Raw genomic sequence first — 25,989 nt, 5'->3', positions numbered from 1 at the left:
AGTATGTTGACACCACCTGCGCAAGGTCTTGGTTCGCTAAGAGGTGCCCGCTCGCGCTCGGTCCAGCGCCGGGCTGGATGCTGGTAAGCGAACGTCAGTCGCCGCTCACTGCTCGCTCCACGCGCTGCCGCTCCCATAGGCTGAGCAGGTCAACAGGGTTGGTGCCGTAACGAGGCCAGTCGTCCAGGCTTGCACACCCGCCCGTAGCCGTGCGGCAATCCAGGCAGCGGGCCAGGCCCTCGGCGTCGATCAGCAAGGTCAAGGCCCAGCCATCGATGTCGACGCGAACCTCGCCTTCGCCGCTGCGGGCCACGATGCGCAGGTCCCGCACCCCCAGCGCAGCCTCGCGCAGGCGTTGGTAGATCTCGCGGGCGCTGGGTGCGGCGGCTTCAGAAGTTCGCGGGGGTGTTGGCACTGATGATTTCGGCCTCGTCCTGACCAAGGTTCTTGAACGCATGGGGCAGGGTGGTGGGGATGTAATAGCCGTCCCCGGCGTTGAGCACGCTGACCTGGCCGTCGATCCACAGCTCGACGGTGCCACGGGTGACCAACCCGCATTCTTCGCCTTCGGCATGCACGATCGGCTCGCCCGAATCGGCCCCCGGCGCGTACAGCTCGCGCAGCATGCGCATCTGGCGGCCTTCGACGCTGGCGCCGACCAGCAGCATGCGCAGACCGTTGCGGCCCAGGTCGGGCTGGTCGCCTGCGCGGAACACGTAGCGCTCCTCGCGGGCCGGTTCGTCGAAGCTGAAGAATTCGGCGAGGGACATGGGAATGCCTTCGAGCAGCTTTTTCAGCGAGCTGACCGAGGGGCTGACGCGGTTCTGTTCGATCTGCGAGATGGTGGAGTTGGTCAGGCCGCTACGGCGGGCCAGTTCACGTTGGGAGAGGTTGTTGCGTTCACGCACCAGCTTGAGTCGAGTCCCGGTGTCCATAGCCGCCTTGTTGTCAGAGGTGTCGATAAAAATGGGCGAAACATTAAAACACACTCCGCCCGGAGGCGCGCTGCGCCCTCCGTGTATGAGGGCCTAGCGCGCCTCCGGGCGGAACGGCGTGCTCAAGTGCGGGGACGGCATCCGTTCACTCGGGACGACGGCGACCCGGCCACATGCTCGCCAGCACGCCGTCGCGCCTGACCAGCGCATGCATCAAGGCGGCGCCCAGGTGCAGCAGCACCACGCCGAACAGCGCGTAGCCGGCCCAACCATGGGCCAGGCGCAGCACGGCGTACAGCTGCAGGTCGTGGGGCGCGATGGCCGGCAGTTGCAGCGGGCGCGGGTAGCCGCCGGCCGACAGCATCGCCCAGCCCAGCAGCGGCATGCCCAGCATCAGCGCATAGAGCACCAGATGCGAGGCCCCGGCGGCCCAGCGCTGCAAGCGCGGCAGATCGCTCGGCAGCGGCGGGTGCGGCACGCTCAGACGCACACCGATGCGCAGCACGACCAGGGCGAGCAAGGCCAGGCCCGTGGCCTTGTGCAGTTGCAGTAGCAGCGGGTGGCGCAGCGACAGGTCGCTGACCATGCTCACACCGATGAACAGCATGGCCAGGATCAGCACCGCCATCAGCCAGTGCAATAGCCGCGCCAAAGGGTGGAAGGTGGTAGGCGCGCTCATGGCTTGGCTCCTGGGCTGAGGGTTTCGCGGCTGCGTCGGTCGAACGACACGGCATAGGCAGCCGAACGGGCGGCCAGAATCGGGTCGGCCGAGGCCTTGATGCCGCTGGGCAAGATCAACGGGTCGAAGTTGAGGTCGCGGCAGGCGCCTTGTTCCGGGCCATCTACACGTTCGATCAGCAAGGTGCCGGCGTCGATGCTGCGCCGCTCGGCAGGCCACGGCTGGGCCGGATCGTCCACCGCGTCGCCGGCTTCGGCCAGGGTCAGGCGCAAGGTCCAGCGCAGCGGGCCTTGGGCCAGGCGGCGCTGCAGGTCGTGTTGCAGGAACTGTTTGTCGTCCACTTGGCCGGGCAAGGGTTGGAAAGGTGTCTGTGGCACCAGCTGCCAGCGCACCGGCTGGGCGTTGCCACGGGCATCGACCAGCACGAACGCGTTGATGCTGTGGTAGGCGGTGCTGGCGAAGCTGTCGCTGGGCTTGTAGCTCGCCGCCCAGCGGCGCCAGGCGGCGGTTTCCGGGTGTGCGGCGAAAAACGCCTGCTGACGTGCCGGATCGGGTTTGCCGGTGGCGGGGTCCGGTGTGCTGGCCAGCACTTGGTCGTAGAAGCCCTGCGCGGTACTCACGGCCAGCACCGGCGGATTGTTCATGCCCGTGCGCCAGGTTTGGCCGTCGTCGCTGCGCAGGTCCAGGGCCAGGCTGCGCGTGGGCACGGCGGTGTCCGGGGCGAACGGGTTGGCGCCGCCGATGGCGAAGCGGCCGATCACTGGCACTTCGGCTTGGCTGAACACGCGCGCCGTCGACAACGAGGCCGCCTGGCCGCTGCTCAGGAAACGACCCGCCACGCACAGCCCTTTGGCGTGGTTCTTGCGGTAGCCCGGATGGTGCCCGGCCTGGGCTTCGAAGGTGTCGATGATGCGTTGCGGGGTCAACGCCGAGTCGCCGAGCCAGCCGCTGGCATAGGCGAAGGTACCGGCCAGTGTCGCCAGGGCGCCGCCGATGGCGACCAGGCGCAGCCATTTGGCCGAACCGTGCAGGGGGGTGTTCATGGGAGAGGGTCCGAAGCAGTCGATGAGCGAGTACGACGCAGCAGGTGAAATTTTATTCCGCCGGCTGGGAATAGATTTCCCGGCAAAGCGTCTGCTGCACATACCCCATTGCGGCGCACACCGGCTATGCACGAACTCGACGAACACCAATGGCGCGACCTGCTGCTGCGGCTGCGGCGCTTCGCCCTGGGCCTGACCCGCCACGCCGCCAGCGCCGACGACCTGGTGCAGGCCACTGTCGAGCGCGCCTTGAGCCGCCGCGGTCAGCAGCGCGACCCCGAGCAACTGCGCGCGTGGCTGTTCACCATCGAGTACCGGCTGTTCCTCGACGGCAAACGCCGCGAGCGTCTGCATGCGCGGTGGCTGGCCTGGTTCGGACGCAGCGAAGCGGAACACGACGGCCCCGCCGACGAGCCGCAGGCCAGTGTGCTGGCCCAGGCCGATCTGCGCGCGTTCGCCCGTTTGCCCAGCGAGCAGCGCGCGTTGTTGCTGTTGGTCAGTGTCGAAGGTTTGAGCTACAAAGAGGCCGCCCAGGCTCTGGACATTCCCATTGGCACGGTGATGTCGCGCTTGTCGCGTGCCCGCGCGGCCTTGCGCGACCTGACCGAAGACACACCGCGCCCCCCGGCCTTGCGGAGACTGAAATGACCCGTCTGACCCCTACCGAAGCCGAACTGCATGCCTTCGTCGACGAGCGCCTCGACGCCGCTCGACGCGCCGAGGTGCAGGTCTGGCTCAACGCCAATCCAGAGCAGGCCATGCGCATTCAGGCCTGGCAGGACGATGCCCGGCGCCTGCGCGCCGCCTTGGCCGGGATGTCCGGACAGCCCCAGGGCGAGCCGCTGCAACTGGCGCAGTTGCAACGCCGTCTGCGCCAACGCCGGCAACGGCGCCTGGCCAGCGCGGCGGTGCTGGTGCTGGCCTTGGGCTTGGGCGGCGTCGGCGGCTGGCAGGCGCGCAGCATCAGCGGGCCTGGGCAGGCGTTGCCGATGGCCGACGCCTTGCAGGCCCACCGGCTGTTCGCCAGCAGCGCCTCGCTCGACATCCAGGCGCGCGAGCCGCAGCGCTTGCAGGCCTGGCTCGACCAGCACTTCGCCCGAGTCGGCCAACTCCCCGACCTGAGTGGCTACGGTCTGCTGCCTGTGGGCGCACGGTTGTTGAGCAACGAGCAGGGCGCCGCCGCGTTGCTGGTGTTCGAAGACGGCAAGGGCCAGCGTGTCAGCCTGTTCCTGCGCTCGCCCGGCGAGCGCTATGCGCGCATGCCCAGCGGCGAGCGTACCGAGGGGCAACTGGCGGCCCGCTATTGGTCCCATGGCGCCTACAGCTTCGCTCTGGTCAGCGCTGCCGACGACGTGCGCGGTGAGCCACTACGTCAGGCGCTGGACCTCAGCTTGTAGCGCTGGGGTGAAATCCCGATCCCGCTCGGTTAGGGTTCACAGGGCGACGAGAAACGTCGCGGCCCGTCAAACCGCTCCGATCGCTCGCAAGGAACTGCCATGATCGAGATTCGCCCCGCCACCCGCGCCGACACCCAGGCCACCTTCGACATCCGCCGCGCAGCGATCCACGCCCAGTGCATGGGTGTCTATTCGCGCGAAGACATGCTGACGTGGACCCAGGGCGAGCCTGAACCCTGGTACGCCGATCTGGTGGAGCGTCACTTCCACCTAGCCTGCCTACGCGGCGAGGTGGTGGCGACCATCATGCTCGGTCCCCAGGTGGGCGAGCTGGGCGCACTGTTCGTCGCGCCCCACGCCATGGGCCAAGGCATCGGCCGACGCTTGGTGGAGCACCTCGAAGACTTGGCGCGCGCCGCCGGATGGAGCCACCTGAGCCTGGAGGCCACGCTCAATGCCGCCGCCTTCTATCGCCGCTGCGGCTTCGTCGGCGATACCGAGGCGGTGTACCACTCGCCCTCGGGGGTCAGCTTGCGCTGCGTCCCGATGCACAAGGCGCTGCAACCGGCATGACCGGTCGTCAATGGCTGGGATACACACAAAACGAGCCGAAGAAGGCATAATGCCACCATTCTGAAATCCAGGGTCTCCCCGATACAGGGGCAAGCGCCTTCTTCGCCGATGCCACAGGTTCGTTTCCATGTCGCTAGTTGCCAGCCCCGATGCCATGTACCGCTTGCTCATCCAGAGCGTGGTGGACTACGCCATCTATCTGCTCACACCCGAGGGTATCGTCGCCAACTGGAACGCCGGTGCCCAGCGCGCCAAGGGCTACAGCGCCGAAGAAGTGGTGGGGCGGCATTACTCGCTGTTCTACACCGAAGCCGAGCGCTTGGCCGGCTGTCCCGACCTCAACTTGGCCCAGGCGCGGCAGACGGGGCGCTTCGAAGAGCAAGGCTGGCGTCTGCGTAAAGACGGTACGGTGTTTCGCGCCCACGTGGTGATCGATGCGGTGTACGACGACGATCGACAACTGGTCGGATTCGCCAAGATCACCCGCGACTGCACCGAGCAGTACCGGGCGCACATGGCCCAGCGCGAGCAGGAGCGCAACTTCCGCCTGCTGGTGCAGGGCGTCAGCGACTACGCCATCTACCTGCTCGATACCCGTGGCCATGTCGCCAGTTGGAATGCCGGTGCCGAACGCACCAAGGGCTACCGCGCCGAGGAGATCGTCGGCCAGCACTTCTCGGTCTTCTACACCGAGCAGGACCGCCTCGATGGGCTACCCCAGGCCGGGCTGGAAACCGCCCTGCGCCTGGGCAGGTTCCAGGCCGAGGGCTTGCGCCAGCGCAAGGACGGCTCGCATTTCTGGACCAGTGTGGTGATCGAAGCCATCCACGATGAAGACAGCGGCGAGTTGCTCGGTTTTTCCAAAGTGACCCGCGACATGACCGAACAGCGCGGCTACGAACAGGCCCTGTTGCGGGCCAAGGAAGCGGCGGAGCAGCACAGCCATGAAATGGCCGGGCTCTCGCAGTTCCTCGATTCGGTGATCGCCAACATTCCGGCCAGTGTGATCGTGCAGGACGCCAGCAGTCGCCAGATCCTGCTGGCCAACCAGCAGGCCGAGCGCCTGTTCGGCGGCCAGGCGGCGAGCATGATCGGCCAGTTGCCTGAGCAGTGCCTGCCCGACGTCACGGCCAGTTACCTGGCGCAGCAGTTGCAGCGCGGCGCGCTCAATGGCCGTCCCTTCGCCGACGAAACCCGTGTGGAAACCGCACTCGGCATGCGCACCTTGCGCAGCCGCGTGCTGCGCTGCGAGCGCTCCGAGGGCCAGGCCGACTACGTGCTGTTCGTCGCCGAGGATGCCACCGAGCAATTGGCCGCCCATGCCCAGATTCACTACATGGCACACCACGACGCCCTGACCGGCCTACCCAACCGCACGTTGTTCAGCGAGCGGCTCAAGCAGGCGCTGGCGCGTGGCGAAGAACAGGGCAAGCTGGTCGCGGCGCTTTGCCTGGACCTGGACAACTTCAAGAACATCAACGACAGCCTCGGCCATGCCTTCGGTGACAAGCTGCTGCGGGCCCTGGGCAAGCGCCTGCGCGGGGAGCTGCGCGAGCACGACACCCTGGCGCGCTTGGGCGGCGACGAGTTCGCCGTGGTCCTGACCCGGCTCGACAACCGCGAGGCCGCCTACCAGACCGCCCGACGTCTGATCGCCGCGATCGGCCCGGCGTTTCGCATCGAAGGCCACCAGTTGAGCATCGGTGTGAGCATCGGCATCGCCGTCTCGCCCGATGACCATACCCAGGCCGAGCAACTGCTGCGCTACGCCGACATGGCTCTGTACGAGGCCAAACGCAACGGGCGCAACCGCTTCGAAAGCTTCCACGTCGAACTCGACGTCGCCGCGCGCCAGCGCCGCCTGGTGGAGACCGACCTGCGCACCGCGTTGCACTTGGGGCAATTGCAGTTGCACTACCAACCGGTGATCGACCACCGCAACGACCGCGTCAGCGGCTACGAAGCGCTGCTGCGCTGGCAGCACCCGGTACGCGGCATGATCATGCCCATGGATTTCATCCCCATCGCCGAGGAGACCGGGCTGATCCACGACATCGGTATCCGCGCCTTGAACCTTGCCTGTCAGGAGGCGGCAAGCTGGCCCGGCGAGCAGACCGTGGCGGTCAATCTGTCACCGGTGCAGTTCCGAGACGTCAACCTGCCCAACGTCGTGGCCCTGGCTCTGGCCGACTCGGGCTTGGCGGCCGCACGCCTGGAGCTGGAAATCACCGAATCGGTGCTGCTGGGCAACAGCGAGGAAAACTTGCAGACCCTGCGCGCGCTCAAGGCGTTGGGTGTGTCGATTTCGCTGGACGATTTCGGTACCGGTTACTCCTCGTTGGGCTACCTGCGCTCGTTCCCCTTCGACCGGATCAAGATCGACAAGTCGTTCGTGCACGACATGTGCGAGAGCCGCGAAGCCATGTCGATCATCCGTGCCATCACCGAGTTGTCCAACAGCCTGCGCATCAAGACCACCGCCGAGGGCGTGGAGTCCACCGAACAGATGCGCCGCCTCAAGGCAGAAGGCTGCTCGCACCTGCAGGGCTATCTGTACGGTCGGCCGGTGCCGGCCAGCGAGCGCTTGATGCGTTTGCAGCCTGCGCAAGAGTAGGGTGCGCCGTACCAGCGCGACGCCGCCGGGCGGCCGTGTGAAGCCACCGGGGCGAGTGGACCTGCAAGACCACGGACATCGAATGCCAGGGCTGCATCTTGTAGGGCGAGCCAGGCACGTCATCCAGCGCAAGAAACTGGTCGATTACCGAACAGGGTGCGAGGTTTTCTGCATGCTTTCTTCTAGACTCCGCTTGCGCGTAAACGGTCCGCGACGAGTCGACTGGCCCGCTGACTTCGCCAGACGCTGACCGTGCCCCTGGGCGCCTGAACTGTCGTCACCTGCGACGATCGAAATGGGCAGCCTGACAGTCGTTCAGTGCGGTCGCACCCTTATGGCCGGCCGGCCGCCTGCCCGGCATGGCCTTGTCGGTCGCCTACGCCCATAATCGCAGCACGCAACACCCTTTGCCCCCTCGACGCCGTGCCCCATGGCGTCTCTGCGCGAGACCTGCATGAGTTCCAGTACCCCACTGTCCGGCGTCAACCAACCCTTGCAAGGCATGGCCCTGTTGGTGATCGCCACTTTCCTGTTCGCCAGCCACGACGCCTTGTCGAAGTTTCTCGGCGGCATCTATCCGATCGTGATGGTGGTGTGGGCGCGCTACGTGGTGCACACGCTGCTGATGGCCGGCATCTTCCTGCCCAAATCCGGCATGGCCGTGCTGCGCACCCGTCGCCCCTTGTTGCAGACCTTGCGCGCCCTGAGTCTGCTCAGCACCAGCCTGTTATTCACCACCGGTCTGCATTATCTGCCGCTGGCCGAAGCCACGGCCGTGAACTTTCTGGCGCCAGTGCTGGTGACGGCGCTGTCGGTGCCGCTGCTCAAGGAGCATGTGACCCGTAGTCAATGGCTGGCGGTGGTGCTGGGCTTCGTTGGGGTCGTGGTGATGGTGCACCCGGGCGGTGCGATGTTCACCCCGGCGATCCTGTTTCCGCTAGGCTCGGCCTTGGGCTTCTGCTTCTACCAGTTGCTGACCCGCAAGCTCTCGACCATCGACAGCCCGACCACCAGCAATTTCTACGCGGGGTTGTGCAACACCCTGGTCATGAGCGTGCTGGTGCCGTTCTTCTGGGCCACACCGCGCTGGGACCATGCCCTGCTGATGCTGGCGCTGGGCGGATTCGGCATGAGTGCGCATCTGCTGCTGACCCAGGCCTTCCGCTTCGCAGCCCCCGCCTTGCTGGCACCGTTCAGCTACTGCCAGATCGTCTTCGCCGGTTTGCTGGGGTGGGTCATCTTCGGCCACATGCCCGACAGCATCAGCTTGATCGGCATCGCCATCATCTGCCTCAGCGGCTTGGGTGCGGCCTTGATGCAACGCCGTAAGTAACCACTGACCGCAGGGCTTGAACGGCAAAGGGGGCACGTCGCTGGCGACGTGCCCCCTTTGCATGACGGCGGATGAATCAGTGGCTCATGGCGCGCAGGCTGTTCTGCCGGTTGGCCTCGTACGTCTCCTTGGCCATGGGCAGGGCATCGGCCTTGCCCAGGTCTTCCATCGCCAGGCGGTGGGTTTCCGGCGCCAGGTAGGCGGCCAGTGCGCAGATGCAGGTGATGAAGAAGGCCAAACCACCGACCACCAGCGGGATGTTGTCCGAGCCGGGCGGCGCCACGGCAGCGAACAGCGCCGGCAGCATGGCGGTTAGCATGGTGCCGATGTTCTGCGCGATGGCCATGGCCGAGACGCGGTAGCGGGTCTGGAACAGCTCGGGGTAGAAGCTTGGGAACACGGCGTTGTAGCCCTGGTACACCAGGCCCCACATCAGGATCGAGGTGACCACCGCCATCGGCACGTTATGGATGCTGATCGCGTACAGGTAAACGAACGCCAGCAGGCCCGAGCCCAGGCACCCGGCGATCATGGTCGGGCGCCGGCCGATGCGGTCCGACAGGTTGCCAACGAAAGGAATCACTAGCACGGCGACGATGTTGCCGATCACCGGAATCCACAGGTACACGCTCTTGTCGAAACCGATGCCGTAGGCTGGCTGCACTGCGTAGGCGGCGCCGAAGACGGTGGCCACCACTGGAATCACGTTCATCAGCGCCATGAACATCACCAATACGATGTGCTTCCAGCTGTAGCGGAAGGCGTCGCGCAGCGGCGACTTGGCCACCGCGGCCTGTTTTTCTTCGTTGACGAAGGCCGGCGTCTCGTGGACTTCCTTGCGGATGATGAACCCCGCGACCAATACCAGAACGCTGAGCAGGAACGGGATACGCCAGCCCCAGTCGTTGAACGCTTCGCTGGGCATGAAATAGGCCAGCGGCAGAAACACTGCAGCGGCCAGCACCTGGCCGGCTTGCACGCCTTGCAGGGCGAAGCTTGCGTAGTAGCCGCGGCGGCCCAAGGGGGCGTGTTCCATGATCATCGAGCTGGCCCCGGAAATCTCCCCGGCCACCGCAAAGCCCTGCACCAGTCGCAGCAGCACCAGGATCAGCGGCGCGGCGATGCCGATGTCGTGGTAGGTCGGCAGCAGCCCAACGGCCATGGTCGACAGACCCATGAGGAACATGCATAGCAGCAGCACGTGCTTGCGCCCACGGGTATCGCCCCAGTGGCCGAGCACGACGGCACCCAGTGGCCGGGCCAGGTAGCCGACGCCATAGGTCGCCAGCGAGGCGATGATGGCCATCTTCGGGTCCATCGACGGGAAGAAGATCTGCGGGAAGATCAGCGCCGCAGCCTGGGCGTAGATGAAGAAGTCGTAGTATTCCAAGGCCGAGCCGATCCACCCGCTGGCGGTCGCTTTCTTGGCTTGGGAGCTGGATTTAGCCATGGTGTTCTCCGTTGTTCTTGTTAGTCACCGCGCGCGGCGGTGTCGGCAACGCATCGGGGGTACGCGGATTCAGGCGGGCGTCGGCAGGCCCGCAATGAGTGCCGGCAGCGGCGGTCGAGCAGGGCGAAAGGCGCAAGGACGGTAACGTGCGCGAGGCGTGCGGGAGCGGGCAAGGACGGCAGGGCTGTGCATAGGGGGTTACCCGATTTATTGAAATTATTGTTTGGTGACGCAACGTGCGCCCTCGCAGTGTCCAACCCTCGGTCGACAAGGCAGTGCGATCCGAAGGTGAGGGGTAGGCGCAGCGCAATGGTTGTCCAGTGCCATGAAGTGAATCAATTCGTGTGATTCGGTTCTGTTCGGTAATCGAACGCAAAACTAACCATTCCGTACAAATCCCGTTGTGGGCGCGACTTTACCTGCCAATAATCGATCCTGCCAAGAAACCCGTTGCGCGCCCGGTGCTCGCGCCCACTGAGCCGCGCGCTACTTTACAAGGAATTGCTGCATGAAACGTTCGATTGCCACCGTGTCCTTGAGCGGCACCCTGCCGGAAAAGCTCGAAGCCATCGCCGCAGCCGGGTTCGACGGCGTCGAAATCTTCGAGAACGACCTGCTGTACTACGCGGGCAGCCCGCGCGAAGTGCGGCAAATGTGCGCTGACTTGGGCATCGCTATCACCTTGTTCCAGCCGTTTCGCGACTTCGAGGGCTGCCGCCGCGACCGCCTGCAGCGCAACCTCGACCGCGCCGAGCGCAAGTTCGACCTGATGCAGGAGCTGGGCACGGACCTGGTGCTGGTGTGCAGCAACACCCAGGCCGACGCCTTGGGTGACGAAAGCGTCCTGGTCGACGACTTGCGCCTGCTGGCCGAGCATGCCGGCCGGCGTGGGCTGCGCATCGGCTATGAAGGCCTGGCCTGGGGCCGTCACGTCAATACCTACCAGCAGGTGTGGAATGTAGTGCGCCAGGCCGACCACCCCTCGCTCGGCGTCATCCTCGACAGTTTCCATACGCTGTCGCTCAAGGGCGACCCCAACGCGATCCGCGACATACCGGGGGACAAGATCTTCTTCGTGCAAATGGCCGACGCGCCGATCCTGGCTATGGACGTACTGGAGTGGAGCCGGCATTTCCGTTGCTTCCCCGGCCAGGGCGAAATGGACATGGCCGGTTTTCTCGCGCCGATTCTGGCCAGCGGCTACCGCGGGCCGTTGTCGCTGGAAGTGTTCAACGACGGCTTCCGCGCCGCGCCACCGCGGCAGAACGCCGTCGATGGCCTGCGCTCGCTGCTGTATCTGGAAGAGAAGACCCGCCTGCGCCTGGCTGCCGAAGGCACCGAACTGGAGCCAGGCGTGCTGTTCGCGCCCGCACCGGCCAGCCAATACCAAGGCGTGGAGTTTCTCGAGTTCGCCGTGGACGAAGCCATTGGCGCGCGCCTGGCAGGTTGGCTCAAGCGTCTGGGCTTCAGCGAGGCCGGCGAGCACCGCAGCAAGGACGTGCGCCTGCTGCGCCAAGGCGACATCAACTTGGTGCTCAACGCCGAGCCCTATTCGTTCGCCCACAATTTCTTCGAAGCCCATGGCCCGTCGTTGTGCGCCACGGCGCTGCGCGTCGACCAGGCCGCGCCGGCCTTGCAGCGCGCCACCGCCTACGGTGGCCAGCCTTACCGCGGCCTGGTCGGGCCCAACGAGCGCGAAGTGCCCGCCGTGCGCGCACCCGACGGCAGCCTGATCTACCTGGTGGAGCCTGCGGGCAGCGGTCAGAGCCTCTACGACACTGACTTCAAACTGGGTATGCCAGTAGGTGGGGAAGGCGGCCTGCTGCGCATCGACCACATGGCCCTGGCCCTGCCGGCGGAGATGCTCGATACCTGGGTGCTGTTCTACAAGAGCCTGTTCGATTTTACCGCCGACGACGAGGTGGTGCTCCCTGACCCCTACGGCCTGGTCAAGAGCCGCGCCCTGCGCAGCCAGTGCGGCACTTTGCGCCTGCCGCTGAACATTTCCGAAAACCGCAATACCGCCATCGCCCATGCCTTGTCCAGCTATCGAGGCTCGGGGGTGCACCACATCGCCTTCGAGTGCCAAGACATCTTCCGCGAAGTGGCGCGGGCCAAGGACGCCGGGGTGCCGCTGCTGGAAATCCCCCTCAACTACTACGACGATCTGGCCGCGCGCTTCGACTTCGACGACGAGTTCCTCAGCGAGTTGGCCTACTACAACGTGCTGTACGACCGCGACGCGCAAGGTGGCGAGCTGTTCCATGTGTATACCGAAGCCTTCGAAGACCGTTTCTTCTTCGAAATCCTCCAGCGCAAAGGCGGCTACGCCGGTTACGGCGCGGCTAATGTGACGGTGCGCCTGACCGCCATGGCCAAGGCGCGCAGCGGCGCTGCACACAAGTCGCTACGCTGAGCCAAGGCATGCCGTGGCGCCCCTGGCGCCACCGGCGGTCCATCGTGCTTCCCTGGGCTGCCGCCCTCACGGATAATCGGCCGACGCCAACAATAACCTGTGAGCCGGTATGAGTGATGTGCAAGTCAACCCTCGCGAGCCTAGCGCCACGCGGGGCCGCAAGCCGCGCAAAAATAACCCTGAGAAGACCCGCGAAGACATCCTGAAGGCCGCCATCCAAGAGTTCGTCCAACAGGGGCTGGCCGGTGCACGGGTGGACGCCATCGCCGAGCGCATGGCCACCTCCAAGCGCATGATCTACTACTACTTCGGCAGCAAGGAGCAGCTGTACGTCGAGTGTCTGCGCAAGCTCTACGGCGACATCCGCAAGACCGAACACGATCTCGACCTCGAGTCGCTGCCGCCGGTGCAGGCAATCCGCCGCTTGGTGGAGTTCACCTTCGACCACCATGACCGCAACGTCGATTTCGTGCGCATGGTCAGTACCGAGAACATCCACTACGGCGAGTACGTCAAGCAGACCCCACACATCCGCGAGATGAGCAGCATGGTCCTGGAAATCCTCGGCCGGGCTGTGACCCGTGGGGTGGAGGAGGGGGTGTTCCGTCCCGGCATCGAGGTCATCGACCTACACATGCTGATGAGTTCGTTCTGCTTCTACCGTATTTCCAATCGCCACACCTTCGGCGAGCTGTTCCAGATCGAGTTGTCGAACGAGCAGGTCAAGCAGCGGCAGAAAGACATGATCTGCGACGTGGTCATGCGCTACATGCAAGCCTGAGGCTGTGCGCGGGCAGGCGCTACCGCCTGTGCCCGCTGGTGTCAGAGGCTGGCGAAATGCGCCTGCATGCGCTCGGCGTTCGCCGCGCGGCCACTGAACAGTTCGAACGCCTTGACCGCCTGGAACACAGCCATGGTGCTGCCGTCCAGGGTCTGGCAGCCGAGCGCGCGGGCATGCCGCAGCAGTTGGGTTTCCAGCGGAAAGTAGATGATCTCGGCGACCCACAGCTGCGGATGCAGCAGCGCTGGCGGCAGGGGCGTGCCGGGCAGTTTGGCCATGCCCACGGGGGTGGTGTTGACCAGGCCGTCGGCAGTGGCCACGGCGCGGGCCAAGTCCTGGCCGAGCACGGCGCGGCCGGCGCCGAAGCGTTCGCTGAGGTTGGCCACCAGGGCTTGCGCGCGCGACGCGTCGACCTCGAACAGCAGCAGTTGTTCGACGCCTTCGGCTAGCAGCGCGTGGGCCACAGCGCACCCGGCGCCGCCTGCGCCCAACTGCACCACCTGGCGCCTGCGCACCGCAGGCAAGCCGCGCCGAAACCCTTCGGCAAAACCCAGGCAGTCGGTATTGTGGCCCACGCGTTTGCCATCGCGCAGCACTACGGTGTTGACCGCACCGATGCCGCGGGCTTCGCTCGACAGTTCGTCGAGCAGCGGCACGATCGCCTGTTTGAATGGAAAGGTGATGTTGAGGCCGGTGAAACCGGTGCGTTCGGCCGCTTGCAACAGGCTTTCGAGGGCGCTGTCTTCGAGCTGCAGGCGGTCGACGTCGATCAGGCGGTAGAGATAGCGCAACGATTGCGCGTCGCCTTCGCGTTCGTGCAGGGCAGGCGTGCGCGAAGCCTGGATGCCTCGGCCGATCAGGCCGGCGAGAATCGATTCGTGCAGGTCGCTCACTGGGCGCGCTCCTTGAGCAGTTGGGCGAAATGGCTGAGCGCCAGGGCATAGCTGTGGCTGCCCAGACCGCAGATCACGCCGACGGCGACCGACGAGACGAACGAACGGTGGCGGAAGGGCTCGCGCTTGTGCACGTTGGACAGGTGCACCTCGATCACCGGCAGGTCGCTGGCGATCAGCGCATCGCGGATGGCCACCGACGTGTGGGTCCAGGCGGCCGGGTTGATGAGAATGCCATGGCAGCGGCCGCGGGCGGCGTGAATCCAGTCGAGCAATTCGCCTTCGTGGTTGGTTTGCCGAAACTCAAGGGTCAGGCCATGCACGTCGGCGCTCGCGGCACACAGGTTGGCGATGTCGGCCAGGGTCTCACTGCCGTACTGGTCGGGCTCGCGGGCGCCCAGCAGGTTGAGGTTGGGGCCGTTGAGCACCAGGATTCGAGGGTTCATGGGGGCTATCGCTTTGTTGTTGTTGAATATTGCCGATCTTTGTACCAGGCAGTTAATTCGTCAACAGGGCAATGCCAATGAGCATGGAAAGTGGGCGGTAATCGCACCGGAGCGCTGCAGGGCGCGCGTCGCAGCTTTGCAAAGCAGCCTTGGTCGGATTCACAGCGCCAACCGACTCATCAGCGCCAGCCGATCCAACAGCACCTCATCGTGGGACACCACCAGCACGCTGCCGCAGAACTGCGCCAGCATCCGTTCCAAAGCCTCCAGTGTGGCCAGATCCAAGTGGTTGCCGGGCTCGTCGAGCAGCAGCAGGTCGATCGGCTGCTGGCGGTGCAGCAGTGCGACCAGCGTCGCTTTCATCCGCTCACCCCCGCTGAGCAACTGACTGGGCAGATCGACCCGCGCAGCGTCCAGTCCTGCCTGGGCGAGGCGCGTGCGCAGGGCGCCGGAATCGAGCCGGGCATTGGCCTCGCGCAGATGTTCGAAGGCACTGCGGCCAGGTGGCAGCGCACTGGCCTGCTGGTCGAGCAGGGCCACGGTGCCGTGCAGGCGCACGCAGCCGGCGCGTGGCGATAGATCGCCATGGATGAGTTTGAGCAGGGTGGACTTGCCACTGCCATTCGCGCCGGTGACCGCCAGGCGTTCGCCGGCCAGCAAGCGCAGGTTCAGGGGCTTGGCGTGGCCGTAGGGCAGTTGCACATGCTCCAGGCTGAGTAGGATGCGGCCGAGAGGACGCTGCGCGGTGGGCGGCTGCACGCTGATCGGCGTTGTGTATTCGACGAGGCGGGCGGCTTCGCCGATCTGCGCGTGCAGGGTTTGGCAAGCCTTCAGCTGCGAACGCTGTTGTTTGCCCGCTGTGGCCTGGCTGCGTTGCTGCTGGCGATCGATCAGGATCTGCGCTTGGTTGGCCTGCCGGGCATCACTGCGGCCTCGTGACTGCTGCTGCGCTTGGCGTTCACACTGTTTCTGCGCGTCGAGCGCGTCACGCTGGCGTTGCCGTTTGAGCCGGTCCAGGTCGTGCTGCGCACTGACCTGTTCGCCGGTCTTGGCCTGGCGATAGGCGCCATAGCCACCGCCATAGCTGCGCAGGCCCAGTGCGCTCAGTTCCAGCGTGCGCTGCAGTGGTTCGAGCAGCGCGCGGTCATGGCTTATCAGCAGCAGGCCGCGCGGCCATTGCTCGATCAGCGCTTGCAAGTAGGCGCGGCCCTCCCGATCCAGGTGGTTGCTCGGTTCATCGAGAATCAGGTAATCGGGTTGCGCAAGAAAAGCCCCGCTGATGGCTACACGCATCGCCTGCCCAGGGCTCAGGTCGCGGGCGCTGGCGTACAGGTCCAGGCCGCCGAGCCCTTGGCGGTCGAGCAGCGCGCGTAGCTGTTCGGCCAGCGTCCAGCGCTCGCCCACCGTGTCGAAATCGGCCGGATCGGCACTGCCCTGGGCAATGCGGCGCAGGGCATAGAGCACCGGTCCGAGCTGCGCCAGGTCGGCGACGCTGCTGCTACGCCGGAGAACGTGCTGGTCGAGGCGATGCACCTGCCCATGTCGCAAGCAGCGTCCTGCCGTGGGTGCCAGGTCACCGGCCAGCACTTGGCCGAGCAGGCTCTTGCCTACGCCATTGGCGCCGACCAGGCCAGTGGGGCGTCGGTCGAGGGTGGCGTCAAGCTCGTCGAACAGGACCCGGCCGTTGGGCAGGGCATAGGTGACGCGGTCGAGCGTCAGGATCGAAGGATTCGTCATGGAACAGTCCATTCATGCCGCGACATCCCCAAGGCAAGGCTGGGGGGTGAAGGCTGGCCGTCTGGGAGACGGCGGCATCAATGGCGCATCGGACGAACACCTCGGTAGGGGGAAAAGATCGCCAGGGTAATGGACCGGGCGATTGGGGTAAAGATCAACCGGTCCGTTTGGTCTATGCAATGAAAGGGGGGCAAGGGCCTGCGATGTCGGGCGCAAAGCGCAGCCCTGCCAAGTACGAAGCGCCGATACCGAGTTCAGGCTTGGCGGCCTGCCATGAAGCAATTAGAATCACTCGCATTTACATCCTCCCTTTGCCTGGCGTGCCTCTGTATGACCGACTCCGTTGCGGCGCCTTCCCCTTGCCTGAGCACGCTCTACCGCGACCACAGCCGTTGGCTGGAAAGCTGGCTGCGTCAGCGGCTCGGCGACCGCTGGGCGGCGGCCGACCTCACCCAGGACACTTTCGTGCGCGTGCTGGCCGCCGAGCGCAGCAACCGTCTGCCGAGCCTGCGCGAACCGCGTGCCTACCTGCTCACCGTGGGCAAGCGCCTGCTGGTCAACCATTACCAGCGGCGCAGCCTGGAGCGGGCTTACCTTGAGGCCCTGCAACATCTGCCCGAAGCACTGGCACCTTCGGCCGAACAGCGCTGGCTGGTGTTCGAGGCCCTGCAAGCGCTGGACGAGTTGCTCGACGGCCTGCCCGTGGCGGTGCGACGGGCGTTTCTCTGGGCGCAACTCGAAGGGCTCGACTACGCCAGCATCGCCGAGCGCTTGCAGGTGTCTGCCCGCACCGTCAAACGCTACATGGCCCAGGCCTACGAGCATTGCTTGCTGGCGGACCTGTGAGCGCAGGCGTCGACCGCCACGCCCGGCGACTGGCCCGCGAGGCGGCGCAATGGCTGGCGTTACAGGATGCCGGGGAGATGGATTCCGATGCCGAACGCCGGCTGCAAGGCTGGCGCGCGCGCAGCGCCGCCCACGAGGCGCTGTGGCAGCGGGCCGAGCAGCTGCGCCAGCGCTTCGCTCAAGTGCCGGCGCCGGTCGGCCTGAGTTGCCTCGATCGCCCCGACCCGCAGCGGCGCAAGCTGCTGGGCCAGGCACTGACCCTTGCGGCCTGTGCCCCATTGGCCTGGCTGAGCTACCGCGAACTGCCCGTCGAACGCTGGCGCGCGGACTTCGCCACTGCAACGGGCGAGCGTCGTGGGTTGGCGCTCGCCGATGGCAGCCGCTTGCAGCTCAACACGGCCAGTGCGGTGAACATCCGCTACGGCGCGAACCTGCTCGACGTGGACCTGCTCCAGGGCGAAATCGCACTCGACGGTCGCGGGCCTTTGCGCATACGCACCCGTCACGGCCATCTCGATGCCGACGGCGCCAGCCTGTGCGTGCGCGATGGTGCCGAGCGCTGTCTGGTGTCGGTGCAACGCGGCGAACTGCGCGTGCAGCCGCGGCAGGGGCGCGAGCGGCGTCTGGTCGCCGGTGAGCGTGCCTGGTTGGGCGCGGCGGGCGCAGAGGGCGTACAAGCCTTCGACACTCGACTGCTTGGTTGGCAGCAGGGCGTGCTGATCGTCGAAGACCAACCATTAGGCCAATTCCTGCGCGAGGTGCAGCGTTATCGCCCGGGCCTGCTGCGCTGGCCGGCCAGCCTTGAGCGGTTGGCGGTGACCGGCACCTTCGTGCTCGACGACACCGACCGCATCCTGGCGTTGCTGGCCGCCAGCCTGCCGCTGCGGGTGCAATACCGCACACGCTACTGGGTGACGTTGAGTGCGCGTGAGCAGCCCGCCTGAGGTGCCGGTCGCGCTCCACGGCTTAAGTATTACAAGCTGTGGCACGATGGAATCGCAGCGCGCCGATGCAGTCCCAACTGACACGCAGGCGTTGCAGAGGCCTGCCGTACAAGGAACGACACCCCTTTTTTTCGATGCCAAGGAGACACCTAGATGAAAGCCAAAGCACTGCTGATGACCGCCCTGCTGGCCAGCGCCGGCCTGGCCCAGGCCGCCCAGACGGTCGAGCTCAAGCTCGCCGGCCCCGATGGCGCAGGCAAGTCGATCGGCACCGTCAGCATCGAACAGAACAAGTACGGCGCGTTGCTGACCCCGGATCTGAAAGATCTGCCACCCGGCATACACGGCTTCCACCTGCACCAGAACGCTTCCTGCGATCCGTCTCAGGACAACGGCAAGACCGTTCCCGCCGGCGCCGCAGGCGGTCACTGGGACCCGGACACCACCAACGCGCACAAAGGCCCTTACGACGACACCGGCCATCGCGGCGACCTGCCGGCGCTGTACGTCGGCGCCGACGGCAAGGCCACCTACCCGGTACTGGCGCCACGCTTGAAGGCCGAGGATTTCAAGGGCCACGCGCTGATGGTTCACGCCGGCGGCGACAGCCACAGCGACCACCCGGAAAAACTCGGCGGTGGCGGTGCGCGCATGGCGTGCGGTGTCGTCAAGTAAGAGGAGTGCAAGGCCGCTCCAGCCGATCGGCGTCGATCGGCTGGAGGACAGGGGCGAGCTCAGGATCGCCTCTGCCGCATCCGTGGGGTTCTGGCGATCGGGTTCAGTCGGCCAACTCCAACCAGATCGGCGCATGGTCCGAAGGTTTTTCCATCGCGCGCAGCTCGTAATCCACCCCGGCATCCTTGACCCTTGGCAGCAAGCCATTGGACGCCATGATCAAGTCGATGCGCAGGCCGCGCTTGGGCGTGTCCTCGAAGCCACGGCTGCGGTAGTCGAACCAGCTGAAGCGATCGTCCACCTCGGGGTGCAGGTGACGGAAGCTGTCGGTCAGGCCCCAGCTCTTCAAGCGCCCCAGCCATTCGCGCTCTTCAGGCAGGAAGCTGCATTTACCGGCCTTGAGCCAACGCTTGACGCTGTCCGGGCCGATGCCGATGTCGCAATCCTGCGGCGAGATGTTCAGGTCGCCCATGAGGATCAGCGGTTGCTCGTTGTCGAACTGGCCTTCGAGCAGGGCTTGCAGATCGCTGTAGAAGCGCTGCTTGGCTGGAAACTTGGTGGGGTGGTCGCGGCTTTCCCCTTGTGGGAAATAGCCGTTCATGATGGTGATCGGCGTGCCGTTGGCATCGGCGAAGGTGCCCCAGATGAAGCGCCGCTGCGCATCCTCTTCGTCGCCCGCGAAGCCTTTGAACAGCGCCAGCGGCGCCTGGCGCGAGAGCAGGGCGACGCCATAGTGGCCTTTCTGCCCGTGGTAGTGCACGTGGTAGCCCAGCGCCTGCACCTCGGCCAGGGGAAACTGCTCGTCGCTGACCTTGGTTTCCTGCAGGCCGATGACGTCGGGCTGGTGCTTTTCGATCAGCGCGGCCAATTGATGGGGACGGGCGCGCAGGCCATTGATGTTGAAACAGACGATCTTCATGGGGGAAACGCTGGCCCTGGTCAAAAGCCGGATGCTAGCGGACTGCGCCTTCGACTACCAGCGTGCACGGCCAGCGGTGAACGAAGCGAAGCGGCGCCCCTCCAAGGCTAAACGCCCATCCCAGGAGTTCCACCGCCCATGACGACACCGTCTGCCACGCAGGTTTGCATGCTCGACAGCGGCTTTGCCCGCGAGGTGCGCGCGCTGCTGTTCCAGGCCTATGCGCCCGAACCCACCTACACCTACCTGTTCGACGCGAAACGCGCCGGTTACGAGCGCAGGCTGCGCGTGGTGATCAAGGAGTGGGTGCGTCAGCACTTCAACTTCAACCTGCCCGCCATCGGCCTGCTCGAGCAGGATCGCCTAGTGGCCGTCGCGCTGATCGTCCCGCCGCAGCGCCGTCTTGGCGTGGCCGACAGCTGGGCCTGGCGCCTGCGCATGATCCTTGGCGCGGGGCTGCGCAGTACGCGACGCTACCTGGACTACCAGGGTGCGCTTTCGACCTGGCTGCCCACCGACCAGGTGCACGTCTTGCCGCTGCTGGGCATCCATCCGCAATTCCAGGGCGAGCACTACGCCCACACGTTGTTGCAGGTGGTGCACGACTGGTGCGCCGAAGACCCCAACACCGAAGGCGTGGTGCTCAACACCAGCAACCCTCATGCGATGCTGTTCCTGCAAGGTCAGGGCTATCAGATGCTGGGCGAAGTGGCGGTGGGGCCGGTCAGCGAGCAGGTGTTCTTCCACCCGGCACCGACTTCGTCGCACGTTTTACCGACATGAATCCACAGCAAAGCGCTTTCATCGACACCTCCCTCTGGTAGCATGCCGCGCATGACGTATTCAGGAAGAGTTACCTGGGGCCTGATCATCTGGGTCGCCAGTTTTAGCGCATGGGGCCAGAGCGAATTGGTGGTGCGGGTCAAGCCGGCCAACAAGGCGCTCAAAGCCAATGTCGAGGGCTATGTCGGCAGCCTGGGCGACCGGGACGAAGACGCCTTGCTGCGTTTCAGTCGCGGTGCCGAGGAGCAGGCGCGCAAGGCCGCCCAGGCTCTGGGCTACTACCAGGCGCAAATCGCCTCCGAGGTGCAGCCGCCGGCCACGGCCGGGCAAGCGCCGCGTCTGGTGCTGTCGATCGTGCCCGGCGAACCGGTGCGGCTGCGCAACGTCAATCTGCGCGTCGAAGGTCCGGCCAGCCAGATGACAGCCTTCCGCGTGCCCGACGGCAAGCTGCTGCAGGCGGGCCAACCGCTCAACCATGGCGACTACGAAAGCGCCAAGCAGTTGATCGAGAACCAGGCGTCGCGCTATGGCTTCTTCAGCGGCCACTTCACCCAGCAGCGCCTGGCCGTGGACCCGCGTGCCGGCATTGCCGACATCGACCTGGTGTACCAGAGTGGGCCACGCTACCGCCTGGGCGCGGTGACGTTCGACGGCGACACGCCGCTGGACGACGATCTGCTGCAGCGCATGGTCGGCTTCAAACCCGGTACGCCCTACGACTCTGCGCTGATCGCCGAACTCACCAACGATTTGCAGTCCAGCGGCTATTTCGAAGGTGTACGCGTGGATGCTGCGCCGACGGCGGCCGTCGGCGAACAAGTGCCGGTGGCGGTCAATCTGGAAACCCGCAAGCCGCGTACCCTGGGCCTGGGTCTGGGCTATTCCACCGACGTCGGGCCGCGAGGCAAGGCCAACTGGACACGCCACTGGGTCAACCCGCAAGGGCACAGCTACGGCTGGGAGACCGAGTTGTCGGCGCCACGGCAGAACGTCGGCCTGTGGTACGACGTGCCGCTCGACCCGCCGCTCACCGACAAGCTGCGTTTCGCCGGCGGTTACCAGAACGAAGAAATCGCCGGTACCGACACTGTCAGCAAGCTGCTCACCGTCGGCCCCGAATGGCACAGCAAGCTGCCCAGCGGATGGCAGCGGGTCATCTCGCTCAAGTACCAGCGCGAGGAATACAAGCTCGGCGACGACTCGGGCCTGAGCAACCTGCTGATGCCAGGCATCAGCTATGCCTATCTGCGCAGCGACAACCGTATCGATCCGCACAACGGCTACCGCGTCCAATTCGACACCAAGGTGGCCAAGGAAGGGCTGGGTTCGGACACAAATCTGCTGTACGGCAACGTTACCCTCAAGGGCCTGACCACGGTGGCGCAGAACCACCGTCTGCTCGGTCGCGTGCAGTTCGGCGGCAGCGCTACCAACAGCTACAGCAACAACGTGCCGCCTTCTTTGCGCTTCTTCGCCGGTGGCGATCAGAGCGTGCGCGGTTATGACTACCAGACGCTGTCGCCGAAAAACAGCGACGGCGATCGTATCGGCGGGCGCTATATGGTCGCGGCCAGCGCCGAGTATCAATATTCGCTGACGGAGAAATGGCGCGTGGCGACCTTCATCGATCAGGGCAATGCCTTCAACACCCTGGACCTGCCCAATCTCAAGACCGGTGTCGGTTTCGGCGTGCGCTGGGTGTCGCCGATCGGGCCACTGCGCCTCGACCTGGCCAAAGCGCTGGACGACGACGGCGGCATCCGCCTGCACTTCTCGATGGGGCCGGAACTGTGAGGGCAGGGGTGAAGAGAGGTTTGCAGATCGGCGCACTGGTGATCGTCGCGCTGCTGCTGGTGGTGATCGTCATCCTGGCTGTGGTGCTCGGCAGCCAAAGCGGCAGCCGCTGGGCATTGAACCAAGTGCCTGGCTTGCAGGTGAGCGATTTCCAAGGCCATCTCGGCGGCCATTGGCAGGCGCGCGAACTGGTGTGGGACGACGGCAAGAACCGCGTCGCCGTCCAAGCGCCCCAGCTGGACTGGACGCCGGCCTGTCTATTGCGCTCGGCGCTGTGCATCGACCGTCTGCAAGCGCAGCGCATCGACATGGCCTTCGCCCCCAGCGAGCCCGATCCGGACAGCGGCCCGCTCCAGCTACCGACCTTGGACCTGCCGTTGTCCATCGAGCTGGGTGAGTTGCAGGTGGGCCAGTTGCGCCTTGACGGCAACGACCTGTTGGGCGATCTGCAACTGGCCGCACACTGGACTGCCCAAGGCCTGCGCATCGACCGCCTGCAGGTGCAGCGCGAGGACTTGCACGCCGAGCTGCAAGGCCTGGTGACGCCCAATGGCGACTGGCCCTTGCAGTTGAGCGGCATCGTGCAGTTGCCGCCGGTTGACGGCAAACCGTTGCACCTGCAACTGGACGTCAAGGGCGAGCTGCAGAAGACCTTGGCGATTGAGGCTGTCACCCAGGGTTACATCGACGCGACACTGACCGGCCAAGTGCAAGCGCTGGCAGAGCATTTGCCTGCAACAGTGCAGGTCCGTTCGAAGACGTTCAAACCTAGTCAAGCGTTACCAGATACCTTGCAATTCAATGAGTTGCAGATAGATGCTCATGGAGACTTGGAAGATGGTTTCGCGCTTAGCGGTTCAGCCAGCCTGCCAGCGGACAAGGGCCCCATCGCTTTGGCGCTCACAGGCCGGGCCGATGCCAAGGGCGCCCAGCTCAAAGCCCTCGACCTGACCGCCAGCGAGCAGCAACGCCTCAACCTGCAAGCCAACGCCGACTGGCAGGACGGCCTCAAAGCCGATGTTCGATTGGACTGGCTAGACTTCCCTTGGCTGCGCCTGTACCCGCTCGAACAGGCGCCACAGGTCACGCTCAAACGCTTCAAGGCGCAAGTGAACTACGTCGATGGCAACTACAGCGGCCGGTTCGATGGCGATCTGGACGGGCCGGCCGGCGCCTTCAGCCTGGCCAGCCCGTTCGAGGGCGATCTGACCCAGGTGCGCCTCCCCAAGCTGGCCCTCAAGGCTGGGCAAGGCAAGGCGGCGGGCAGCGTCGCGCTGCGCTTCGCCGATGTGCTGGCCTGGGATGTCGACCTGCAACTGTCGGCGCTCGATCCGGCCTACTGGGTCGCGGAACTGCCCGGCACCCTGGCCGGCCCCCTGCGCAGCAAAGGACAGATGAAAGACCAGCACCTCGATCTCGACGCGCAACTGGACCTCGAAGGGCGCCTGCGCGGGCAGCCGGCCATGCTCAAGGTCGATGCCCAAGGGGCTGGCGAGCGCTGGACGCTGGGTGCGCTGGCCATCCAGTTGGGCGCAAACTCGATCAAAGGCAGCGGTAGCCTGGAACGGCGTCTGGCCGGCCGCATCGACCTCGACCTGCCGCGCTTGGGCCAGCTCTGGCCTGGTCTGCAAGGCCAGGCCAACGGACGACTGGATGTGGCCGGCACCCTCGACGCCCCGCAGGGGTCGTTGAAGCTGCTGGGCATGGGGTTGGCGCAGGACGCCAACCGCGTCCAACGCCTGGACCTGGCCGCCAATCTGGACAAGAACCAGCGCGCCGTAATCGACCTCAAGGCCACGCAGATCCAGGCCGGCGACACGGCGCTGGGCAACCTGGTCGCCAATGGCAAGGGCACCAGCACCCAGCAGGCCGTCACCCTGGGACTCGATGGCCCGCAGCTCAAACTCGACCTGGCGCTCGACGGCGCGCTGGCCAAAGGCGACTGGCGTGGCCGCCTGGCCAGTGGTCGGGTACAGGCCGGTGGCCAGGACTGGCGCCTGCAAGGGCCGGCCAGCGTGAAACGGCTCGCCAGCGGGCAACTGGACCTGGGCGCCCACTGCTGGCGCTCCGGGCAGGCCAGCTTGTGTGGCGACGATCAGCGCCTGGCGCCCGATCCGCGCATTCGCTACCACCTCAAGCAATTCCCATTGGAAAGCCTGGCGCAGTGGCTACCCAAGGACTTCGCCTGGAAGGGCTTGCTCAATGCCGACGTCAATCTCGACGTGCCGACCGGCGGTCCCAAGGGCACCGTGCGCGTGGACGCCAGCGGCGGTACCTTGAGTCTGCGCGACAACGACCGCTGGATCGATTTCCCCTACCAAACCCTGCGTGTGGACAGCACCTTGGCCCCGCGGCAGGTCGATACCCGGCTGACGTTCCAAGGCAACCGCCTGGGCGCGCTGACCCTCAACGCTCGTATCGATCCGGTCGCCACGAGCAAGCCGTTGTCTGGCGATTTCGATTTGCGCGGGCTGGATGTGGCCGTGGCCAGACCCTTCGCACCGATGGTCGAGCGCCTGGCCGGGCAACTCAATGGCAGTGGCCGGATCTCCGGTACGCTGCTCGCGCCCCTGGTGAACGGTAACGTCACGCTCAGCGGCGGCGAAGTCAGCGGCCCGGAATTGCCTCTGAGCTTGCAGGACTTGTCGATCCAGGCTGCGATCGCCGGTGAGCAGGTACAGCTCGATGGCCGTTGGCGCAGTGGCGAAACGGGGCGTGGCCAGATCGGTGGGCAGATCACCTGGGGCCAGGCGCTGGGCGTCGATGTGCGCGTGCAGGGCCAGCAGTTGCCGGTCACCGTCGAGCCCTATGCCACCTTGGACGTGGCGCCCGATCTGAACATCCGCCTGATCGACGACAAACTGGCGATCGTTGGCAAGGTCCAGGTTCCCAAAGGTGACATCACCATCCGCCAATTGCCGCCCTCGACGGTCAAGGTGTCGGATGACACGGTGATCGTGGGCGAGCAGACGGCCGAAGGCAAACCGCCCATGGCGATGGCGATGGACATCGACGTCGAGGTGGGTCAGGAAAAGCTGGCGTTCAGCGGCTTCGGCCTCACCGCCAACCTCAAGGGGCGGGTGCACATCGGCGACAACATGGATACACGCGGCGAACTCAACCTGGCCGACGGACGCTATCGCGCCTATGGCCAACGCCTGACCATACGCCGCGCGCGGCTGTTGTTCGCCGGGCCCATCGCCCAGCCCTATCTGGACATCGAAGCGATCCGCCAGGTCGACGACGTCACCGCAGGAATCCGTCTGACCGGCAACGCCGAACAGCCGACCGCTACGGTGTTCGCCGAGCCGGCCATGAGCCAGGAGCAAGCGCTCTCGTATCTGGTGCTTGGGCGGCCATTGGGCAATACCGGCGAAGACAACAACATGCTCGCCCAGGCCGCGCTGGGGCTGGGTCTGGCCGGCAGCGCAGGCGTGACCGGCGACTTGGCCACGCGGTTGGGCATCGAGGACTTCCAGCTCGATACCGAAGGCAGCGGCAACACCACCAGCGTGGTGGCCAGTGGCAATCTCAGCGAGCGTTTGAGCCTACGTTATGGAGTAGGCGTGTTCGAGCCGGCCAATACCATCGCGCTGCGTTACAAGCTGAGCAAGAAGGTATACGTGGAGGCCGCAAGTGGCGTGGCCAGTTCGCTGGACATCTTTTACAAGAGGGATTTCTGAGGTTGCCGGAGCGTTGCGACTGTAAAGCGTTTCGAGCGGCTCGCTAGG

General features: G+C 65.6%; 22 protein-coding genes. 13 read left to right on the top strand and 9 right to left on the bottom strand.

Annotated elements, in window-relative coordinates:
* Positions 1–94 precede the first annotated feature (94 nt).
* The 4 genes from ACSMEV_RS14435 to ACSMEV_RS14420 all read right to left on the bottom strand — a co-directional run bounded on the left by ACSMEV_RS14435 (position 95) and on the right by ACSMEV_RS14420 (position 2,657).
* Positions 95–415 (bottom strand): DUF7693 family protein, encoded by a 321-nt coding sequence (locus ACSMEV_RS14435; protein WP_459205762.1) that lies wholly within the window; start codon positions 413–415, stop codon positions 95–97.
* Positions 390–935, bottom strand: a complete 546-nt coding sequence (locus ACSMEV_RS14430) for a cupin domain-containing protein (RefSeq protein WP_296268180.1) — start codon at positions 933–935, stop codon at positions 390–392. Before ACSMEV_RS14430 ends, ACSMEV_RS14435 begins: the two co-directional genes overlap by 26 nt.
* 145 nt (positions 936–1,080) lie before the next feature.
* Entirely contained in the window at positions 1,081–1,614 is a 534-nt protein-coding gene (locus tag ACSMEV_RS14425) for a cytochrome b (RefSeq protein WP_459205761.1), read from the bottom strand.
* Positions 1,611–2,657: a catalase family peroxidase gene (locus ACSMEV_RS14420; RefSeq protein ID WP_459205760.1), complete on the bottom strand. Its 1,047-nt coding sequence runs from the start codon at positions 2,655–2,657 to the stop codon at positions 1,611–1,613. Before ACSMEV_RS14420 ends, ACSMEV_RS14425 begins: the two co-directional genes overlap by 4 nt.
* A 126-nt stretch (positions 2,658–2,783) precedes the next feature.
* Between ACSMEV_RS14420 and ACSMEV_RS14415 the strand changes: the two genes are divergently transcribed.
* The 5 genes from ACSMEV_RS14415 to ACSMEV_RS14395 all read left to right on the top strand — a co-directional run bounded on the left by ACSMEV_RS14415 (position 2,784) and on the right by ACSMEV_RS14395 (position 8,574).
* Positions 2,784–3,305 (top strand): sigma-70 family RNA polymerase sigma factor, encoded by a 522-nt coding sequence (locus ACSMEV_RS14415; protein ID WP_459205759.1) that lies wholly within the window; start codon positions 2,784–2,786, stop codon positions 3,303–3,305.
* Complete coding sequence (locus ACSMEV_RS14410) at positions 3,302–4,054, top strand: anti-sigma factor family protein (protein WP_459205758.1); 753 nt, start codon at positions 3,302–3,304, stop codon at positions 4,052–4,054. Before ACSMEV_RS14415 ends, ACSMEV_RS14410 begins: the two co-directional genes overlap by 4 nt.
* 99 nt (positions 4,055–4,153) lie before the next feature.
* Complete coding sequence (locus ACSMEV_RS14405; RefSeq protein ID WP_459205757.1) at positions 4,154–4,627, top strand: GNAT family N-acetyltransferase; 474 nt, start codon at positions 4,154–4,156, stop codon at positions 4,625–4,627.
* A gap of 127 nt (positions 4,628–4,754) precedes the next feature.
* Positions 4,755–7,241 carry a sensor domain-containing protein gene (locus tag ACSMEV_RS14400; RefSeq protein ID WP_459205756.1) on the top strand — a complete coding sequence of 829 codons (2,487 nt, stop codon included), beginning with the start codon at positions 4,755–4,757 and terminating at the stop codon, positions 7,239–7,241.
* A 454-nt stretch (positions 7,242–7,695) separates the two neighbouring features.
* On the top strand, positions 7,696–8,574 hold the full coding sequence (locus ACSMEV_RS14395) for a DMT family transporter (RefSeq protein ID WP_459205755.1): 879 nt from the start codon (positions 7,696–7,698) through the stop codon (positions 8,572–8,574).
* Positions 8,575–8,650: 76 nt separating this feature from the next.
* Here ACSMEV_RS14395 and ACSMEV_RS14390 read toward each other — a convergent pair whose 3' ends face one another.
* Positions 8,651–10,024, bottom strand: a complete 1,374-nt coding sequence (locus ACSMEV_RS14390) for an MFS transporter (protein ID WP_459205754.1) — start codon at positions 10,022–10,024, stop codon at positions 8,651–8,653.
* Between the two features lie 508 nt (positions 10,025–10,532).
* Between ACSMEV_RS14390 and quiC the strand changes: the two genes are divergently transcribed.
* Both quiC and ACSMEV_RS14380 read left to right on the top strand, forming a co-directional pair.
* A complete protein-coding gene (gene quiC, locus ACSMEV_RS14385) occupies positions 10,533–12,440 on the top strand; it encodes a 3-dehydroshikimate dehydratase QuiC (protein WP_459205753.1) in 1,908 nt (635 codons plus the stop codon).
* A 109-nt stretch (positions 12,441–12,549) separates the two neighbouring features.
* Entirely contained in the window at positions 12,550–13,221 is a 672-nt protein-coding gene (locus ACSMEV_RS14380) for a TetR/AcrR family transcriptional regulator (protein ID WP_459205752.1), read from the top strand.
* Between the two features lie 41 nt (positions 13,222–13,262).
* On the opposite strand, the gene ACSMEV_RS14375 is transcribed toward ACSMEV_RS14380, so the two are convergent.
* The 3 genes from ACSMEV_RS14375 to ACSMEV_RS14365 all read right to left on the bottom strand — a co-directional run bounded on the left by ACSMEV_RS14375 (position 13,263) and on the right by ACSMEV_RS14365 (position 16,297).
* Entirely contained in the window at positions 13,263–14,105 is an 843-nt protein-coding gene (locus ACSMEV_RS14375; RefSeq protein WP_459208354.1) for a shikimate dehydrogenase, read from the bottom strand.
* Between the two features lie 5 nt (positions 14,106–14,110).
* Positions 14,111–14,560, bottom strand: coding sequence for a type II 3-dehydroquinate dehydratase (gene aroQ / locus ACSMEV_RS14370; RefSeq protein ID WP_459205751.1), 450 nt, complete (start codon positions 14,558–14,560; stop codon positions 14,111–14,113).
* A 159-nt stretch (positions 14,561–14,719) separates the two neighbouring features.
* A complete protein-coding gene (locus ACSMEV_RS14365; RefSeq protein WP_459205750.1) occupies positions 14,720–16,297 on the bottom strand; it encodes an ABC-F family ATP-binding cassette domain-containing protein in 1,578 nt (525 codons plus the stop codon).
* Positions 16,298–16,627: 330 nt separating this feature from the next.
* On the opposite strand from ACSMEV_RS14365, the gene ACSMEV_RS14360 reads away from it, so the two are divergent.
* The 3 genes from ACSMEV_RS14360 (at position 16,628) to sodC (ending at position 18,762) form a co-directional block, all read left to right on the top strand.
* Positions 16,628–17,143: a sigma-70 family RNA polymerase sigma factor gene (locus ACSMEV_RS14360; protein ID WP_459205749.1), complete on the top strand. Its 516-nt coding sequence runs from the start codon at positions 16,628–16,630 to the stop codon at positions 17,141–17,143.
* The gene (locus ACSMEV_RS14355) at positions 17,140–18,087 is read left to right on the top strand and encodes a FecR domain-containing protein (protein WP_459205748.1); all 948 of its coding nucleotides are present in this window, start codon (positions 17,140–17,142) and stop codon (positions 18,085–18,087) included. The genes ACSMEV_RS14360 and ACSMEV_RS14355 overlap by 4 nt, the downstream gene beginning before the upstream one ends.
* 153 nt (positions 18,088–18,240) lie before the next feature.
* Entirely contained in the window at positions 18,241–18,762 is a 522-nt protein-coding gene (gene sodC, locus ACSMEV_RS14350) for a superoxide dismutase [Cu-Zn] SodC (protein WP_459205747.1), read from the top strand.
* Positions 18,763–18,865: 103 nt separating this feature from the next.
* Here sodC and xthA read toward each other — a convergent pair whose 3' ends face one another.
* Positions 18,866–19,681, bottom strand: a complete 816-nt coding sequence (gene xthA, locus ACSMEV_RS14345; protein ID WP_459205746.1) for an exodeoxyribonuclease III — start codon at positions 19,679–19,681, stop codon at positions 18,866–18,868.
* A 138-nt stretch (positions 19,682–19,819) separates the two neighbouring features.
* On the opposite strand from xthA, the gene ACSMEV_RS14340 reads away from it, so the two are divergent.
* Genes ACSMEV_RS14340 through ACSMEV_RS14330 form a run of 3 tightly spaced genes read left to right on the top strand, consistent with a single transcriptional unit; the run spans position 19,820 to position 25,941 of the window.
* On the top strand, positions 19,820–20,464 hold the full coding sequence (locus ACSMEV_RS14340) for an N-acetyltransferase (protein WP_459205745.1): 645 nt from the start codon (positions 19,820–19,822) through the stop codon (positions 20,462–20,464).
* A gap of 51 nt (positions 20,465–20,515) precedes the next feature.
* The gene (locus tag ACSMEV_RS14335) at positions 20,516–22,258 is read left to right on the top strand and encodes an autotransporter assembly complex protein TamA (RefSeq protein WP_459205744.1); all 1,743 of its coding nucleotides are present in this window, start codon (positions 20,516–20,518) and stop codon (positions 22,256–22,258) included.
* 26 nt (positions 22,259–22,284) lie between these two features.
* A complete protein-coding gene (locus tag ACSMEV_RS14330; protein WP_459208353.1) occupies positions 22,285–25,941 on the top strand; it encodes a translocation/assembly module TamB domain-containing protein in 3,657 nt (1,218 codons plus the stop codon).
* Positions 25,942–25,989 lie beyond the last annotated feature (48 nt).

The sequence above is a fragment of the Pseudomonas sp. MLB6B genome (genome assembly GCF_054508135.1).
Note: the sequence above shows the minus strand (reverse complement) of the source record. Positions and strands in the feature narration are given on the sequence as shown.